This window comes from Spirosoma jeollabukense, from assembly GCF_054777855.1.
In genome coordinates, this window is record NZ_BAAHAD010000006.1 from 332106 (window position 1) to 350640 (window position 18535).

The 18535-nt window shown below is 46.7% G+C and carries 11 protein-coding genes; 4 read left to right on the forward strand and 7 right to left on the reverse strand.

Translation table 11 applies throughout. From position 1 onward, the window contains the following. Positions 1–84 precede the first annotated feature (84 nt). The gene (locus ACYVEA_RS22680) at positions 85–3150 is read right to left on the reverse strand and encodes a SusC/RagA family TonB-linked outer membrane protein (protein WP_461115723.1); all 3066 of its coding nucleotides are present in this window, start codon (positions 3148–3150) and stop codon (positions 85–87) included. Between the two features lie 483 nt (positions 3151–3633). Between ACYVEA_RS22680 and ACYVEA_RS22685 the strand changes: the two genes are divergently transcribed. Further along, complete coding sequence (locus tag ACYVEA_RS22685) at positions 3634–6615, forward strand: FAD-binding and (Fe-S)-binding domain-containing protein (RefSeq protein WP_461115724.1); 2982 nt, start codon at positions 3634–3636, stop codon at positions 6613–6615. 41 nt (positions 6616–6656) lie between these two features. On the opposite strand, the gene ACYVEA_RS22690 is transcribed toward ACYVEA_RS22685, so the two are convergent. Both ACYVEA_RS22690 and ACYVEA_RS22695 read right to left on the reverse strand, forming a co-directional pair. Further along, positions 6657–8021 carry an APC family permease gene (locus ACYVEA_RS22690; RefSeq protein WP_461115725.1) on the reverse strand — a complete coding sequence of 455 codons (1365 nt, stop codon included), beginning with the start codon at positions 8019–8021 and terminating at the stop codon, positions 6657–6659. A gap of 148 nt (positions 8022–8169) precedes the next feature. Then, entirely contained in the window at positions 8170–11208 is a 3039-nt protein-coding gene (locus ACYVEA_RS22695) for a TonB-dependent receptor (protein WP_461115726.1), read from the reverse strand. 218 nt (positions 11209–11426) lie between these two features. Between ACYVEA_RS22695 and ACYVEA_RS22700 the strand changes: the two genes are divergently transcribed. Continuing rightward, the gene (locus ACYVEA_RS22700; RefSeq protein ID WP_461115727.1) at positions 11427–12788 is read left to right on the forward strand and encodes a Gfo/Idh/MocA family protein; all 1362 of its coding nucleotides are present in this window, start codon (positions 11427–11429) and stop codon (positions 12786–12788) included. Positions 12789–12803: 15 nt separating this feature from the next. Here ACYVEA_RS22700 and ACYVEA_RS22705 read toward each other — a convergent pair whose 3' ends face one another. Next, positions 12804–13811 carry an FAD:protein FMN transferase gene (locus ACYVEA_RS22705; RefSeq protein ID WP_461115728.1) on the reverse strand — a complete coding sequence of 336 codons (1008 nt, stop codon included), beginning with the start codon at positions 13809–13811 and terminating at the stop codon, positions 12804–12806. 40 nt (positions 13812–13851) lie between these two features. On the opposite strand from ACYVEA_RS22705, the gene ACYVEA_RS22710 reads away from it, so the two are divergent. After that, entirely contained in the window at positions 13852–14055 is a 204-nt protein-coding gene (locus ACYVEA_RS22710; protein WP_461115729.1) for a hypothetical protein, read from the forward strand. Positions 14056–14070: 15 nt separating this feature from the next. Here ACYVEA_RS22710 and aroC read toward each other — a convergent pair whose 3' ends face one another. Further along, positions 14071–15150, reverse strand: coding sequence for a chorismate synthase (gene aroC, locus ACYVEA_RS22715; protein WP_461115730.1), 1080 nt, complete (start codon positions 15148–15150; stop codon positions 14071–14073). A gap of 51 nt (positions 15151–15201) precedes the next feature. Continuing rightward, a complete protein-coding gene (locus ACYVEA_RS22720) occupies positions 15202–16635 on the reverse strand; it encodes a BatD family protein (RefSeq protein WP_461115731.1) in 1434 nt (477 codons plus the stop codon). Positions 16636–16745: 110 nt separating this feature from the next. Here ACYVEA_RS22720 and ACYVEA_RS22725 point away from each other — a divergent pair, with 110 nt between their 5' ends. Further along, positions 16746–16964, forward strand: a complete 219-nt coding sequence (locus ACYVEA_RS22725) for a hypothetical protein (protein ID WP_093825526.1) — start codon at positions 16746–16748, stop codon at positions 16962–16964. A gap of 87 nt (positions 16965–17051) precedes the next feature. Here the strand turns inward: ACYVEA_RS22725 and ACYVEA_RS22730 are convergent, their stop codons facing one another. Then, a complete protein-coding gene (locus ACYVEA_RS22730; RefSeq protein ID WP_461115732.1) occupies positions 17052–18446 on the reverse strand; it encodes an MBL fold metallo-hydrolase RNA specificity domain-containing protein in 1395 nt (464 codons plus the stop codon). Between the last annotated feature and the right edge of the window lie 89 nt (positions 18447–18535).

The following is an 18535-nucleotide window of genomic DNA, read 5'->3' on the forward strand; positions in this document are numbered from 1 at the left end:
CGTCTAATCTCGAACACTTCGTACCTCCCATAAAACAGGCTTACTACTCTATAAAGCGATACAAAATGTTCATATAATTAGTTTTTAAAATCCAACATTTAATCCCAGCGTAACTGTCCGTGGCGATGGGAATGGCGTATAATCAATCGCTAACGACGGAATATTATTCAGCGTTTTGATCGTGTTCACTTCTGGGTCAAGGCCTGTATAGCTTGTGATTAGCAATAGGTTCTGTCCAGATAGCGACAGGTTCAGCGTTTTTGCAAAACCGCCCTGTGGCAGTGTGAAGGTGTAGCCAATCGAAGCATTGGACAGGCGAACGAAATCACTCTTTTCCAGGAAACGGGTTGATACCGAACCAGAATTCAGCGGGCTTTCGCTGCTGCTGGCTACGTCCTTCGTTACGTTACGACCGTTTTTTAACGAGCCTTTCAGGAAGAGCGCGTTGGCGGTATTGTTATATACATAACCACCAAACTGGCTGTTAAAGAATATGCTGGCGTTAAATTTTCCAAACGAAAAATTGTTGGTTAAACCAAAACGCATTCGAGGGAACGGATCGCCCTGAATTCTATCAGCACCACCATCAGCATAAGTACCTAGTCCAGCAGCATCTAAGCCGGTGTAGGTTGGTATGATGAACGAGAATGGCGCATAGCCATCCCGAATAGTTTGAGCGAAAGCACCTGAAAGGCCTTGTCCGTCAATTGGCCCCGTAGGAATGGATGTTCCAATACCCTTCACAATAGGCTTTAGGAAAGTAGCATTAGCTGCGATGTCCCAAGCAAATTTTTGCGTTTGAACCGCCTGAAAATTAAGCGAGACTTCTACCCCTTTGTTGATAACTTCACCTGGCAGATTTACCCATTTGTAAGTAACAGGAGCTGGCTGAGCGTAGAATACCTGAAAAAGCAGGTTAGTCGTCGATTTATTGAAGTAATCGACCGAGCCACTTAATCGACCTTTCAAGATGGTAAAGTCAATACCAGCGCCATAGGTTGTATTTTGTTCCCACTTAATATCAGGGTTTGGGTTGTTGTCTTGAGTCGTAGAACCATCTGTGCCTCGGGTGAAAATGATTTTCGATACTCCACCGGCAAAGTCCTGGTTACCTGTTACTCCATAGTTAGCCCGCAGTTTGAGATCGTCGAAAATACTCTTCGGTACGAAACTCTCCTGCGACAAACGCCAAGCGCCTGCCAGCGACGGGAAATAGCCATATTTGTTATTAACCCCAAAACGCGACGACCCATCAGCCCGCAAAGTAGCCGTTATCAGGTATTTATCCTGAATATTGTAATTAACACGGCCAAAATACGATTGGAGGTCATTCTTCGAGTGGTCGGATGTTGCACCAAAGGCTTTATACGTTAATCCATTAGCTCCACCTAGGTTATCCGTATAGCTAATCAGATCTAGGTTATAGCCAAAATAGCTAGCCAAGGTTGTATTCTGCTGGTTGTTAAAGTTCTGATACGAAAAACCAGCTAGAGCTTCTAACGAATTGCCAGCTATCTTCGTGTTATAATTCAGTGTGTATTCAACCAGTTTAGAGGTACGGTATTTGTTGTTGATAATGGCAGCTCCGTTACCTTGAACGTTAACTTGGTTATTACTAATTCCTAAGCTAAAGTTACCACCCAGACGAGAATCAAGTTCAGTACGACGCACAGCAGTCGAATTATCGATGCCAAAGTTAGCCTTGAACTGTAGCCCATCAAGAATCTGCCAGGTAAGACTAGCATTAGCTAGCGTCCGGTTTGTTTCACCCCGGTCACGGTCATAAGCAAGTATAGCAGCTGGGTTACGAAAGTCACCACCAGGCTGATAGAACGTGCCGTCAGGATTTGTAACCGGGTAGGTTGGGTTAGCCTGAATAGCCGCGCCAATCAGGTTACCCTGAGCACCGGCATTCGTAGTATTCAAGACGTACTGATCTTGTAAGTTCGAGGTTGTGGCATTCAGAGCTAGTGTTACTTTGTGATTAAACAAATCATGACTAGCATTAATCCGTCCGGTTATGCGTTTTTGGCCAGAATTTTTGACGATACCTTGTTGATCCTGATAACCAAGTGAGAAGCGGTAACGAGTATTTTCGTTTCCACCACCAAAGCCTACGTTATAGTTCTGCGTAACGCCTGTCCGTAAGATCTGATCCTGCCAGTCGGTGTTAGCTTTTTTATCAACCTGAGTCAGATCACCACCAGCAGCTGTTACACCTGCCAAAAACTCTTGTGTAGTCAGCAGATTATACCGCTTGTAAGCAGAAGCTACGCTGGCAGAAGCAGAGAAAGTAAGATCGCTCTGACCAACTTTCCCTTTTTTGGTGGTAATCAGCACCACGCCATTTGCACCCCGGGCACCATAAATTGCTGAGGCCGAAGCATCTTTCAAGACGGAGATGTTCTCAATGTCAGATGGGTTCAGGAAGCTTAATGGGTTACGTGGTGGTGATGTACCTCCACCAAAATCTGTCGTTGTACCACTGTCACCACCATCTAAAGGGACGCCATCAATAACGAACAATGGGTTATTACCTGCCCGCAAAGAAACAGCTCCCCGAATTGAAACATTAATACCGGCTCCCGGCTCACCGCTGGAGGGTGTAATCTGTACACCAGATACACGTCCCTGCAATAATTGTTCTGGCGAAGAAATAACCCCTTTGTTAAAATCTTTGGCCCCTAAAGACGCTACAGATCCCGTTGCATCTTTAATTTTCTGAGTACCATAACCAACTACTACTACTTCCTGCAAAGACTTTGCATCGTCAGCCAGTTTAACATCCACAGTCGAACGGGTACCTACAGGTACTTCCTGCGTAGTATAACCAATAAAACTAAATATTAGTGTACCATTATCTGGTACGTCAGATAGTGTATAAACACCGTCTCCATTCGTGTTGGTACCACGTGTTGTTCCTTTTAACTGAACACTTACGCCTGGTAAACCAAAGCCCGTTGGGTCTGTTACTTTCCCCGTTACGGTTCTTCCTTGTGCCCATGCCACCGAATTGCCCAGCAGCAGTATCATTGTCAGCATCGTCAGAAAGCCGAATAGTGCTTTCTGCCCAATTGACTGGGATTGGGAACTCCCAATCTGACCTACGTAGCCACCGAAGCGGTTCATTTTGTAGGATTTGTCCATCATAGGTTTACAGTAAAAATTTAGCTATTTAATAATTGTCTGGTTAAAGGTGAGTTCTCATATTTTTTCGCTCATATACTAGCATAGAGGCATCATAATTTGCCTTATGAGTCTCTTTTTTAGAAAAATGACGAGAAATTATAGAATGTAAACTTGAACCATTCGGCGAATTACATCATGTTATAATCAAAATACAAGAGGTGTCAGGTTAAAATTGGGGCACTTAGCATCAAAATCGTATCATAATATTTCTTAAATAAGTAATGTCAAAATAAATTATTCTAACATAAAGAAACAGCTTTAAAGCGCTTTCAGCCTATCTACCAAGTTATTACCCTATAATATTCTGTTACTTATTTATAAATTTACCAATATTCGAGATTATGCATTTTTTAAGTCCCCAGTCAAAAAATTTGTAGTATTTACAGCTATTTTTGTCTCTCTATTTTAAGAGGCTACGTATTACTACGTAGTCTATATGCTTTTATGAGTGCAGAACCTCTCAATAACTTAGCCAGTCAGTTATCCGGCGACCTTTTCTACGACGATACGTACCGCACTTTATATGCCACCGACGCGTCTGCTTATCGGGAAATGCCCGCTGCCGTAGCCATACCCAAAACACTTGATGACCTAAAGACACTGATTGCTTTTGCACGCTTATATAAGACCTCATTAATTCCACGAACAGCCGGTACGTCACTGGCGGGTCAGGTAGTAGGCAGTGGTATTGTGGTCGATGTGTCGAAACATTTTACCAAGATTCTGGAAATCAACCCGGAGGAGCGCTGGGTACGGGTGCAACCTGGTGTCATCCGTGATGAGCTAAACCAGTTTTTGAAACCTTACGGTCTGTATTTCGGCCCTGAAACCTCGACCGCCAATCGAGCCATGATTGGCGGTATGGTCGGTAATAATTCTTGCGGCTCGAATTCCGTTGTCTACCGGGCTACACGAGAACACACACTGGCGGTTAAAGCCTTGCTGGCTGATGGCTCTGAAGTAGAATTTGGTCCAATGAGCGGTTGGGATTTAAAGAAATCAGTAAGTGAAGCAAGCCGCAAGAACGGATCGGCGACGCTAGCCGACAAAATTCTGCTTAAGACAAACGCTATCTTATCCGACTCAGCTAATCAGGAAGAAATACGACGCAACTTTCCAAAGAAAAGTATCGAACGACGTAATACGGGTTACGCGCTGGATGCGTTGCTCGATATGGAACCGTTTACAACGGGTGGCGAGCCATTTAACATAGCAAAATTCATTGCGGGTTCAGAAGGGACGCTGTGTTTCCTAACCGAAATTAAATTGAATTTAGTGCCACTACCACCAAAAGAAAGCGGTCTGGTTTGTGTACACTGCCATTCGATTGATGAAGCGCTACGGGCAACGTTGGTGGCCCTAAAATATAAGCCTTACGCGGTTGAACTGATTGACGACATCATTCTGGAGCGGGCCGATTCCAACCCTGAACAACGTAAAAACAGCTTTTTCGTCCAGAAAACACCCACCGATCATTTCCCGATTATTCTGGTCGTTGACCTTTCACGTAGTACACGAGCGGAGATTGAAGCGCTGGCGACAGAGATGATTGCCGATATGCAGATAGCCGGTATGGGCTACCATTATCCATTACTTTTTGGTGAGGATACCAAGAAGATATGGACGCTCCGGAAAGCAGGATTAGGCCTATTGGGCAATCTTCCCGGCGATGCAAAAGCCGTAGCCGTTATTGAAGATACCGCCGTCGATGTGGCCGACCTGCCCGAATTTATTCGTGACTTCAATGAGATTCTTACCGCTCATAATATGCATGCAGTGCATTACGCCCATGCGGGTTCGGGCGAGTTGCATCTGCGGCCAATCATCAACCTTAAAACAGAGGAAGGTCACCAGCAATACCGGATGATTGCGGAAGAAATTGCTACGTTGGTCAAGAAATATAATGGTTCGCTATCTGGGGAGCATGGTGATGGTCGTTTACGGGGTGAGTTTATCCCACAAATGGTGGGAGCGCACAACTACGAGTTGATGCGGCAGATCAAGCACACCTGGGACCCCGACGGCATTTTCAATCCCGGAAAAATTGTTGAAACGCCCCCGATGGATACGTTTCTTCGCTATGAAGCGGGCCAGCAAACACCAGAATTTCAGACCTATTTCCGATACAAGGATCAGAACGTACTGCAACATGCCGAGCAGTGCAATGGCTCAGGTGATTGCCGAAAGACCGAGGCTTCGGGCGGAACAATGTGCCCAAGTTACATGGCGACCCGCGACGAGAAAGACACGACGCGGGCACGGGCAAACATCCTGCGGGAGATGTTAACCCGATCACCGAAAGAAAACCGTTTCGACCACGAAGAAATCAAAGACGTTTATGATCTATGTCTGTCGTGCAAAGCCTGCAAAAGCGAATGCCCATCGAACGTAGACGTAGCCAAGTTAAAAGCCGAATTCTTACAACATTATTACGATGCGAATGGTGTTCCGATCCGCTCTCGACTAATAGCGAACTTCGCCCGGCTGTCGAGTCTGGCTTCTCTTGTCCCCTGGGCCTGGAATGGTATACTGGGAACGCCCTCGCTCCGACGGATTGCTAACCGCATGGTCGGCTTTCACCCCGATCGAACCATGCCGTTGATGGAGAACACGACGTTACGGCGTTGGGCAGAGGGCAGGAGGCAGGGGGTAAGCAGCGAGGTGCATGGTCTTTCTTCCCCTATGCCCTCTGCCCAACGTACCATTCTTCTCTTCTGCGATGAATTTACCAATTTCAACGATGTCGAAGTTGGGCAGAAAGCGATCCAACTTTTTGAGCGACTGGGCTATACCGTAGTGATTCCTGAACATGGCGAAAGCGGCCGGGCAGCACTATCAAAAGGCATGCTTAAATATGCCAAAACACTGGCTGAACGTAACGTTCAACTCTTGAAAGACGTAGTAACTGCGGAAACACCTTTGGTTGGTCTGGAACCATCGGCCATTTTAACCTTCCGCGATGAATACCCTGATTTGGTCGGCGAATCACTCATGGCCGACGCCCGACGCATTGCCGAAAATACGCTGACGTTCGAGGAGTTTATAGCCCGTGAACTGGATGCCAACCGTATCAACCCGGATCAGTTCACCGAAGAAAGCCGTATGGTTAAGCTGCACAGCCACTGCCAGCAAAAGGCTGTCTCGTCGCAGGTGCCCGGTAAGAAAGCGTTATCACTACCTAAAAATTATACGGTTCAATTGATTCCATCCGGTTGCTGTGGTATGGCGGGATCATTCGGTTACGAGGCTGAGCACTACGATGTTTCCATGAAAGTAGGCGAACTGGTCTTGTTCCCCACGGTGCGTCAACAGCCCGACGAAGTAATTATTGCAGCGCCCGGAACCTCCTGCCGTCACCAGATTAAAGATGGTACGTCCCGCAAAGCGAAACATCCAGCAGAGATTCTGTTTGAGGCTTTGAAATAGTCTTGGTCGTGGGTGTGTGTGGAAACCCGTGTAGCCGAAGGCTACGTTTTTTCGAAAGGCCATTGTTTCCTGACTCCAGCCGATACCAGAAACGCTACGATGCCTAATCCGATAACGGTCAGGCCAGATAGCATAAAGGTTAGACCCGTTGAGAAGAAAACAAACAGCCAAACACCGATCGCTAAGAGTACGGGCAATGGATAAAGTGGCATTCGGAAAGGAAATTCCGACGCTGCCCGTCGACGATGGAGTAGCAGCAAACCGATTGCCTGCCCAACAAACTGAATCACAATACGCATAGCCAGGATAGCCGTTATTACGTCGCCTAGTCGGAACAAAAGGCTGAATACAAAGCCCAGACCACCCAGAAACAGAAGTGATACGTATGGAAACTGACGCGTCGGATGTAGTTTGGCAAAAATTCGAAAAAACTGACCGTCGGCCGCAGCGGCATAGGGTACGCGGGAGTACCCCAGCAAAACGGCAAACAGCGACGAAAAGGCTACAAGCAAGACTAAAACTGTTGCCAGCCGGGCGGCCCCAGGTCCATATAGCGTTTCTACGAACGTACTGACAATAAAATTACTGTCTTGCGCAATTTGCCACGGCACTACGCTTACTACACTCAGGTTCATCAGCAAATACAACCCCGCAATTCCCACAATCGAAATGAACATGCTGGCCGGGATGTTACGTGTGGGCCGCTGAATCTCGCTCCCCAGATGGCAAACGTTGTAATAGCCGAGATAGCAGTAAATCGTCTTGACGGAAGCTTGGCCCAGGCCAGCCGCGATGAGTCCACCACTAGCCGAGCTCATGGACTGGAACGTATCAGCTAATGGAATTCGGGCATTACTCAATCCACCAACAATAATCCAGCCCAACGTCAGGAGTACCGCTCCCCACATAACCAGCCCAATTTTGCCGATTGAATCAATCTTTCGATACAATAAAGCGATGATAATCAGGACAACTCCTCCCGAAACGGCTTTACGCTGCCACTCGTCCAGGGGCATCAGATAAGATGCATATTGAGCAAACCCAATGGCGCCCGAAGCCATGACTAACGGAGCCTGGATGAGCGTTTGCCAAACGTACAGAAAGGATAGTAAACGTCCCCATCGTCGCTCACCGTACGAAATCTTAAGAAAGTTATAACTGCCCCCTGCCTGAGGAAAAGCCGCTCCTAACTCAGCCCAGACAAACGCATCGATCAGTGATACAAAGGCTCCCAGTATCCAGGCCCACAAAAACAGCGGCCCACCAAGCGTTTTGATAACTAAGGGTAAAACAACAAATGGTCCAATACCGACCATGTCGATCATGTTCAGGGCCGTACCTTGCAGTAGATTTAACCGCCGGGGAAGAGCGTCGGGAAGTTGATCAGAAGACGTAACGTTGCTCAATAGCGTACGAGATAACAGATTCGTTAGATGCAGGCTTCTTTGGTTAAGGACAGAATGGCCCTAAAAGTTCGACCGACCAGACGCCTGATACAACAAAAATGCCCGGCCTTTAGGGGAAAGCCGGGCATTTTATAAACTGATTCATTTCCTAGTTCATCAACTGATCGAACGTCAGGCTAACGTAGTACATTGACCCAACTGTCGGGTTTCCCCAGCCGGTAGTATATTCTTTCTGAAGAATATTACTGCCTCCTATTTTGAAGATCGAGTGAATCGAAGAAATTCGTTTACTGACTTGCGCGTCGAGGGTGCCAAAAGCTGCAATAATCGGTCGATTAGTGATATCAGACGTGATATTGATATTCGGGTTTCCTAACGACGACTGCCATTCAAAAGCATCTTGGTAGCGATAAACTATGTTAAAGCCAAAACCGCTACCCATAATATTTCGGTTTCCAAGGCTAACATTATAGCGATATTTAGGGGTGTTGTATCTAACCTGAAAACCGTCTTCCAGCGTATTTTTATTCATTTCACTACTGAACAAGCTAACACCACCCGTATTTAACGTATTGTTCGATACGTTCCCTCCTATCTGGAAATTACCAGGCAGGGAATAATCCAACCCAATACCAAAACCCTGTGTTTTGATAGGACTCGTATAATTTTTCGTTATTGCATACACATTACGCGTGGTGGCACCTGTCGGTTGAATTAAGGTGACTGTTCCAATAAAGTCATGATATGTACTATTGTAATAATAGGCATCAATCAATAAACGCCTATTAATCAAACCTTTATAACCAAACTCGACAGTGGAAACGCGTTCAGGCTTAAAGGTGGGAAAGTCATATGCTTTGGGCTGACCAGCCAAAATTGATTCGTAGGTGAATGTATTGGCTGGCGTAAGATTATATTTTTGAAGTAAAGGAGACAAGGATCCAATTAACCGAGCCTGGGGAGTTAAGAGGTCAATGTACTGATCTTGCGTGGTTGGAATTCTAAACCCTGTCTGAAACGAAGCCCTTATATTGTTATTCCGGTCTACACTATATACCGCCGACAAACGTGGATTAAACTGCCCTTTAAAATTCTCATTTTTATCAAACCGCAAAGCACCAGTTAACCGCAATTTTTCAGCAATACTTTTTTGCACCTGTGCATATAAGCCAAACTCGCTAATCGTCGGTTCTTTGCCATTGTTGCTGTAGAAGATGGTACCGCCAGAGTTTAGCTCATAGACCCGATAATTACCTCCAACAATAATCTCGGCTGTTTTAGGATCAATAACCTTATTAAAGTTATACATAGCTTCAGTGTGGTACAAATTGGTACGATCCTGAAACTTGGCTCCTACTCCATTAGCATCTCCCGGAATTGCTTTGCCGGTAACTTCCCGAAGTTTTGCCTCGAATTCGGGCGATCCAGGCTTATAAACCTGTCCATTTCCAACCAATTGCTGAACTTGATTAAAATAGGTAGCAGAATTAGCCTGACTTGCCAACACTGCACCCTGATAAGCCACCAATGGATTTACCCCAGGAACGGCTAAACGGGTTTGAAGGTCCGTTACAAAAGCGGGAAAACTAACACCTGCATACGTACCTGCCACCGTGCCAAAATAGGTAGCTGTTGGTGCTGTATTAACAACAGGACCGTTTGCTGTTTGATCGACTATCCACGTATTATTCATACCTAGTCCTGCAATACCAACCGCATAAGCATCGCCCGACCGTTCCTGAGTTGTATAGGCGCGAACAAAGAAATTTGAACCCCGTATTTCTGCTTTATACTGACCTATGTTAAATTTATTTAGATAATACCGGTCAGCACCTGTATAAACAGTTGTTCCCGTTCCCCAATTGGCTTGTAAAATTGCTTCTGCATTTTCTCCGATTCGATAATGCAGTGAACCATTTAACTTCAAGCTACGAGCCGAATAGTCGACCAGGTCACGCTCGCGATAACCAGTTCTGGTGTAGTTAAAGCCCAGTGGAGTAGAATATAAATCGGTTAGCACCCGATCGTAAGCCTGCGTGGGAGTTAATCCAGCCGCTGGTCCAAACTGGGTAGCTAATTGCATAATGCCCTGATTGAGTGGCAACAGTGGAGAACCCGAACCCGGAGTAGCCTGTGCCAGCGCACTTCTCAAAATTTGATATTGGGAGAACCCAGGATCGACATCGCCATAAATATTGATTCCGTCATAACCCCGGTTTGTGGCACGTGTACCCGACAGACCAGCTCCATTTACCAGACTTTGATCCCGATAATCAGTCGCCTGCCAATCTTGAGCCGTTAAATAATCTACATTCACTTTGAAGGCAAATTTGTTGTTAAATGCCTTGGCATAACGTATAGCGAAATTGTTGTAAGGTGTGGCGCCAAGTTTCTCCTCGCTGTATCGCTTGGTTCGGTTACTGGCATTCATTAGACCAACCTTTGCATTAGCACTAAGTCCCTGATATAAAAAAGGGCTTTTACTTGTGGTTAACAATAGACCGTTGATAGCGTTTGGCCCATAAAGAGCCGAAGCCGCTCCTGGCAATAATTCGACGCTTTCAACATCCAGTTCCGACATTCCGACAATGTTCGCTACGGAAAAATTCAGACCAGGCGCTTGGTTATCCATACCGTCCATCATTTGCACAACTCGCGTGTTACCATTACCTGAAAAGCCCCGTGTATTGAAGTTGCTAAACGTAACGCTTTGCGTTGACATCTCTACACCTTTTAAGTTCCGCAAAGCATCATAAAAACTCGGCGCGGGCGTGTTCTGAATCGCGCGAATGTCCATTTTTTCGATTGAAACGGGCGATTGCATAACGCTTTCCTCCACTCTTGACGCAGCTACTACTACCTCTTGGCCAAGAATGGGCTGTTCTTTCAAATTCACGGTAAGATCTGTCCGGTCACCATTGATCACGAACTCCTGCCGCTGGTAACCAACAGCTGATATAGCAATTGTAAACGGCGTTGGCGTGTTTGTTGTAAATGAAAAATTGCCTTTCTGGTCGGTAATCGTACCAACGACCTTACCTATGACGACAATACTGATCCCCGACAAGGTTTCTTTTTTGCTCTCGTCGGTCACTTTTCCGGCGATCCGCGTTTGGGCTAATGCTGCGATACTCAGCAACCAAAAGAGCAGTATTGAGCACGCTGAATAAGTAAATGATTTCTTCATAGGTATAGCGTATAAAGAGATTGAAGTAAAACCTACTGGCTTTGAGGTTAAACATAGGAATAACTCTTCATTTCGTGCAAATTTTTCTTGACATTAATGAATTTGAAATATGATTTGGTAAACTTCAGCCTTTTATATTTTCAATTTAAATAGTAAATTATTAGTCGTACAGACTTCTGTATCAGACAACTTTCTCACCCGAAAATTTTCTCCAGAACATGAAGAACGAGTCGAATCAGGATCGCCGGGAATTTTTAAGAAATTCTGGCTTACTCACAGGTGGCGCACTTTTAAGCAGTCTCCCTTTCGGCGCTAACGCAGCTGACCAGCCAAATCGAGGCTATCACTTCTCCGTAAATGACACCATCAAGGTGGCCCTCATTGGCTGTGGCGGCCGTGGTACTGGCGCGGCTCAACAGGCGCTCAGTACAAAACAGAATGTCAAAATCGTGGCACTGGCTGATGCTTACCGCGATCGTTTGGATGGTGCTTATAAAGCCTTGACCGAGCGCGGTCTTAAAGCAGCTGACGGTTCACCCAAAGTGGACGTACCGGAAGATCATAAATTTGTAGGGTTTGATGCTTACAAACAAGCGATGGCTTTAGCGGATGTGGTGATTCTTGCTACACCGCCAGGTTTCCGACCGAGTCATTTTGAAGAAGCCGTTAAACAAAACAAGCAGGTTTTCATGGAAAAACCAGTAGCAACCGACGCGCCCGGAATTCGGCGGGTGCTGGCCGCTGCGGAAGAAGCCAAAAAGAAAAAACTTAACGTAGTGGTTGGCTTACAACGGCGTTACCAGCCCAGCTACCGCGACATGATCAAGCGCATCCACGATGGGGCTTTGGGCGAGATTGTGGGTGGACAGGTTTACTGGGTCAGCGGGGGCGTGTGGCAAAAGCCTCGCCAGCCAAACCAAACCGAAATGGATTATCAGATGCGTAACTGGTACTATTTCAACTGGTTATGTGGCGATCACATCAATGAGCAGCACGTCCATAATATTGACGTAGCCAACTGGGTGAAAAATAGCTACCCGGTATCCTGCCAGGGAACAGGTGGGCGGCAGGTACGGACGGGAAAAGATTACGGTGAAATTTTTGATCACCACATCGTCGATTTCGTTTATGCGGATGGCACAACCATCAATAGCCAATGCCGTCATTACGAAGGCACCTACAGCCGGGTAGACGAAATGTTCCTCGGAACAAAAGGCAAAGTTGAAGGAATGGAAAAGAAGAGTAGCGCCTTGATGGGTTACAATGGGCAACCAATGTACACCCACGATGCCAAAGCCGATGGCAATCCGTATCAGATTGAACACGATGAATTGTTCGATGCCATTGCCAAAGGCCAATACAAATTTGCTGACGCCGAACGCGTAGCCAAAAGCACAATGACCGCGATCATGGGCCGTATGGCTACGTACTCTGGCAAAGTCGTGAAGTGGGACGAAGCCTTAAATTCGCAAATTGACTTATTTCCCACTACGTTGGCGTGGGATGCCATGCCCAAAAGCCTGCCTGATGCCAACGGTCTTTATCAAATTGCCGTACCAGGCAAAACGGTAACGGTGTAGGCATTCAATACGTTGTCAGAACGAGGTCGATTGCCATTTATGCAACCGACCTCGTTTATTTTCCAGCAAGAGCAGTTTGGCGCCCGGAAAACGACGTAGTAATCGACGACTTTTGCGCATACCTGCTACACTGAACACCTTGGTAAGCGCATCAGCATGGTATCCATCAGGCGCTAAAACAGTTGCCCGAACAAAGTGCTTCAGTCCCAGGCCCGAGCGTGGATTCATGATGTGTGAGTAACGTCGGCCATTATGTTCCAGGAAACGATACGTGTCCCCGGAGGTAGTGATTGCTGCATTTTTCAGCAGAATCGTTGTCGTGTCCGCATCACCAGCTTCACCAGATCCAAGGCCTACTCGCCAGCCAGTTGTGCCCGGTGGTGGATTATCGGCTAAAATATCTCCGCCAATATCGAGTAAGGCAGATCGGATGCCGAATCGGTGAAGGACTAGCAGCGCTTCGTCGATAGCAAAGCCCTGCCCAATACCGCCAACATCCAGGCGCATCCCGGCTCGGCGTAAACGTACTGATTGCGTTGTACTATCCAGCTCCAGCAGCCTGTAACCCACTGACCGCCTGGCTAGCCGACGTTCTTTGGCAGTTGGAAATTCCTTCCGGCGAACGGCCCTACGCCATAGCAACGACAGCGGGCCAATAGTCGGATCGAAGTGGCCATTCGACAAGTGGGCTATCGTTTGAGCTTTTTGTAATACATTAAATAAGTCTACTGATACCGGGACCCATTTACCAGAACCAGCTGTTTTCGATACCCGATTGATCTCTGATCCATCCATATAATCGCTCATGATCTGGTTCAATAAGTCCATTCGGCCAGAAACGGCTGTGTAGGCCCGTTGGGCGATCAGACTGTCGGGCGCGTAGAAAATAACGTTAAACTGCGTTCCCATCAGTCCCCGGCGGAACGAAAACCGAGCTAGATCAGGTTGGGCAATAACTAGCCCCGGCAGCAAAATAGCCATCGTAAAGCCCACTAGAAAGCAAAAAGATAAACGGGCGCTCAAGGTGTTTTAATGGAGCCGTCTCAACAACATCGACGTACCAATGGTTACGCTAAAAAATAAATACATACTTCTGGCAGCTGGGTTCTGGCTATCGGGCCTTGCCTTAACGCTGTTGGGCGCTTACGGCAAGAACCATCAATGGGAAGCAACCGCTACGTTGTTGACAATTGGCATTTCGGCCCAGGCGATTGGTTTCGCTTTTTTAGGGTTTGCCATTATGCAAGCCGTTTTTAAAAAGAAATAAGACTTTCAGTCATTTTCATACCTGCGCTACCTTATTCCGGAGATACATATCAGCCAGCACCAATGCGGCCATCGCTTCAATAATAGGAACGGCACGGGGAACGACACAAGGATCGTGGCGACCTTTGCCCGAAACGGTTACCGGCTGCCCATTCACGTCAACGCTATCCTGATCCTGCATAATCGTAGCTACGGGCTTGAACGCTGTGCGGAAGTAGATATCTTCCCCATTGCTTATCCCGCCCTGAATTCCGCCTGACTGGTTTGTTTTCGTTCGAACCCGACCCTGTTCATCGGTGTAAAATTCGTCGTTGTGCTGGGAGCCGTACAACTCTGCCCCAGCAAACCCGCTTCCGTATTCAAAACCCTTCACCGCATTAATACTCAACATGGCTTTGCCCAATTCGGCATGAAGCTTATCGAAGACGGGCTCACCCCAACCTACGGGTACACCGGTTACAACACAATCGACGATGCCCCCAATCGAGTCGCCCCGTTTTCGAGTTTCGTCAATGTACTGAAACATTTGTTCGGCCGTCTCTGGATCGGGACAACGTACGGCATTTTCTTCGGCAAGGGCCAGATTTAATTCCGTGTATGATTTTTCAAGTTTGAGCTTGCCAACCTGCGAGACATAAGCCTGTATCTGAACGCCCTGTTGCGCCAGCAGTAATTTGGCAATGGCGCCGGCTGCAACTCTGGCTGCAGTTTCGCGGGCCGACGACCGCCCGCCACCCCGATAATCGCGGGAACCGTATTTCGTCTGATACGTGTAGTCAGCATGAGATGGTCGGAACTGTTCGGCAATGTGGCCATAATCTTTGCTACGTTGGTCGGTATTGCGAATGAGTATAGCAATGGGCGTCCCCTGCGTTTTACCGTCAAATACACCTGACAGCACTTCAAACTCATCGGCTTCACGTCGTTGGGTCGTAATGCGCGACTGGCCGGGCTTGCGCCGATCCAGTTCATGCTGAATGAAATCAACGTCGAACGGCAAACCGGCTGGACATCCATCAATCACAACACCTATACCGGTTCCGTGCGATTCGCCGAATGTAGAAATCTTGAATAGTATTCCGTAAGTACTGCTCATGCTGGTGAATTTCGCCCGGTACTGTTACGCTTTGGTTCATACCTGGCAGCTCTACTTTTTTATAAACACAAAAATCATTCCCAATAACATTATCACGATCAGCACATTGGCTATAGCCCTAATCAAAGCCGAGACACTGATTGGCTGGCGGGAGCTGTCCATGGCTTCGATACCGGTATAGAACGAATTACCAACAGGCGTGCCTTGACCAATTTCACCATTGCCTGAGGCTGATAACGTAGCATCCAGTGTACTTCTGCCACCTACCTGTAGTACCAATCGAGGCCGAAGGGTATCATAACGTATGGTTTGCGGGTCGAAGTAAATCCATTGAAAGTGATTTGCCAACGATACCGCCCCATTTTGGTGCGGTACAATAAAATAAGTGAACGTTTTACTACCTGTCACCTGATTTCCATCCTGACTAAGTACATGACGTTCTTCTGGGGGAAATACATCAACATCCGTATTTTCATTCACTATGGTGGGGGCTGGGAGCGTAGCAATATTACCCATTCCTGCGATTGTAAACGTATAGCGAACACTTTGCCCGGCACCAATACGTTGCCGTTCCAACCGCTCTTCCAGCCGGAACGTTCCGATCGGTACTCGACTCCGTAAGGGATGTATGGGTAATGGCCTGACAACAATAGTCAACGGCTTGCTGGTAAACACGACTTTTTCGGCGTCTGACTGTGGTGGACCAATAACAGGTCGTCGTCCTAGCTGAAGCGATACAGCCGGCAAGCTCAACACCTGATTTGACAGAGGAAAAAAGACAGACTGGTAGAGTCGGTACTCACGAAATTTCTTTCCGTTAATGATTGCCGGAATGGGCTTCAACTCATTAATAGCCAGATTTTCCTCCCATGAATTAACCGGACGTACTTTTTTAATGATGGTCTGCAATTGAGCATTGAGCGCCGTGAAATTGAGTTCAAAGGGGTAATTATCTGCGACGAAAAATGACAGTACAAGCGCAACTGCCTCGCCCGTATAGATCACTGCCTTCGACGATCTGAGCGACAGGAAAGCCGCGCCAGTTGGCACGATATTGTTCGTACTTAACGTAGCACTAAGCGGTGGCGAAGTTGTCGATGAAGGCTGAACCGTAAGCATAGCACCTTCGGAATCCACCGTTTCGTTATTGACGATTATGGAAAAAGGAGGTAAGCGATACCGACCCGGTAAACGAGCCTGATAATTTTGCGTAATTACTTGATTAGTAATTGTTTTTCCGCTTAATTCACTGGTCGTTATACTTGCTGATGTTCCCTTTTTCGTAAAACCAATGATATCTGGAAAGTTGATCGTTGGGCGCGTTTCACTATTGGCGATAATGACTGAGATAGTAAAAGACCGTTCAATCGGAAAATCGGTTTCGCTTAATTCTATAGTGGCAACGTTATCAGCAACTTGCCCAAAAACAGCAAATCCACAATAAAAGTATAGTACAAAAAATTTGCGGAATATGTCAAAAAACATTGGTAATTTTAAGCAACAAATTGCTGGATAAGTCGTTACGCTTAATAAGAACGAACCAAGTCACCTCTTTTAATATCCATAGGCTTCCTTAACTAGAAAAATGACGTATTATGCTCTCTATGCTTGAATACATCAAAACAATCCTTCAGAAGGTAAGTTTTGATAGATCCCTCTTTGAAAAAGAACTGGCGAAAGCCATCAAAATGCTTATTCCTAAGGAGCTTAAGCAACTTAAACGGTGGTGTTACGCTCAATTTGGCAAAGTATATCGTGTTGTGTTAAATCACTGTTTCTCACGGGTTCCTTTCGCTCGTGCTCGTTTTACCTGACATGACAACTCATTTTCCTGGAAAGAAATGCCCCCGGTTTTTAGCAGCCAGGGGCATTTCTTTTATATACCTTTCCTCTAAGCCTTACTACAGTGTAACCTTCTCCCGCATTTCCGGTATCTCGATATGCTGAAATCCAGCTACCTGCAGATGATCCCTCCAGATTAGCTGCTTATCATACTCGCCGTGAACCAGAAAAACACGCTGAACACGGGAGGCATCCTGACAGCTCAAAACCTGGAGCATCTCGCGGTAATCGCCGTGGGCCGAGAATGAATCCATAATGGCTACCTGCGCAACAACCGGATAGCGTTCACCAAAAATAGTCACTTCTTTATCACCTCGTTTTAAGGCACCGCCCAAACTGTTGGGAGATGCATAGCCAACCATTAAAATAGTCGTATTTGGCTTGGTAATGTTATTCTTAATATGGTGCTTAATACGCCCGGCTTCGGCCATACCTGAGGGCGCGATAATGATACATGGCTCCTGGCTGTTGTTGATCGCCTTCGATTCTTCGACATCTGTGATATAATGCAGATTTGGGAAGTCGAACGCGTCGCCATCTTTTTTAATATAAGTCAGAATTTCAGGGTTGAAATCCTCTTCATGATCCCGCATGACCTGCGTTGCTTTCACCGACATCGGGCTATCAATATAAACGGATAATTGAGGCAACTGTCCTTCGCTCGACAGTTGATCCAGCGCATAAATGATCTCCTGCGTGCGGTCAACCGCGAAAGCAGGAATAATAAGTTTTCCTCGACCTTCTACGCAGGTTTGCTGAACGATACGTAGCAAATGCGCCTTCATATCGGGTTCAGCTTCGTGGAGCCGGTCGCCGTAGGTCGATTCGCAAATGATATAGTCGGCTTGTGGAAACGGTTGAGGTGAACGTAGTATTTTATCGTCAGGCCGACCAATGTCGCCACTGAAGAAGAGGTGCTTTTCGACCCCGTTTTCTTTAATAGTCAGGCTAACCGATGCACTGCCTAATAAGTGACCAGCATCGGTCAGCAAACCTGTTACTTCATTACAGACAGCGAATGGCATATTGTAGTCGACAGGCCGCATTTGGTCAAGTGCCTGCTGTACGTCTTTTTCGTCGTATAAGGCTTCGATTGCTGGCTCATTACGTCGTTTGCGCCGTTCGTTGACGCGTTCAAGATCGCGCTCCTGGATGCGGGCACTGTCCATGAGCATTACTTCACAGAGATCAATGGTTGAGGCCGTCGTGTAAATGGGCCCTTTATAACCTTGTCGAACAAGCCGCGGGATCAGGCCCGTATGGTCGATGTGTGCGTGTGATAGCACCATATAATCAACCTTTGCTGGATCAAAACCAAATTGCTGGTTCAGTTCATCCGTATTGATACCCTGAAAAAGCCCGCAATCGAGCAAAACTTGTGTACCGCTGGCGGTTGTAATGAGGTGCTTGCTGCCAGTTACGGTTCGGGCTGCGCCAAAGAATTGAATGGTCATTTTTAATTACACCGGTAACCCGGTACGGTTTCGTTGATTAAGGGATTTCACTGATTTTTGCAGTCAAATGAACTTCGCTCCGACACAAG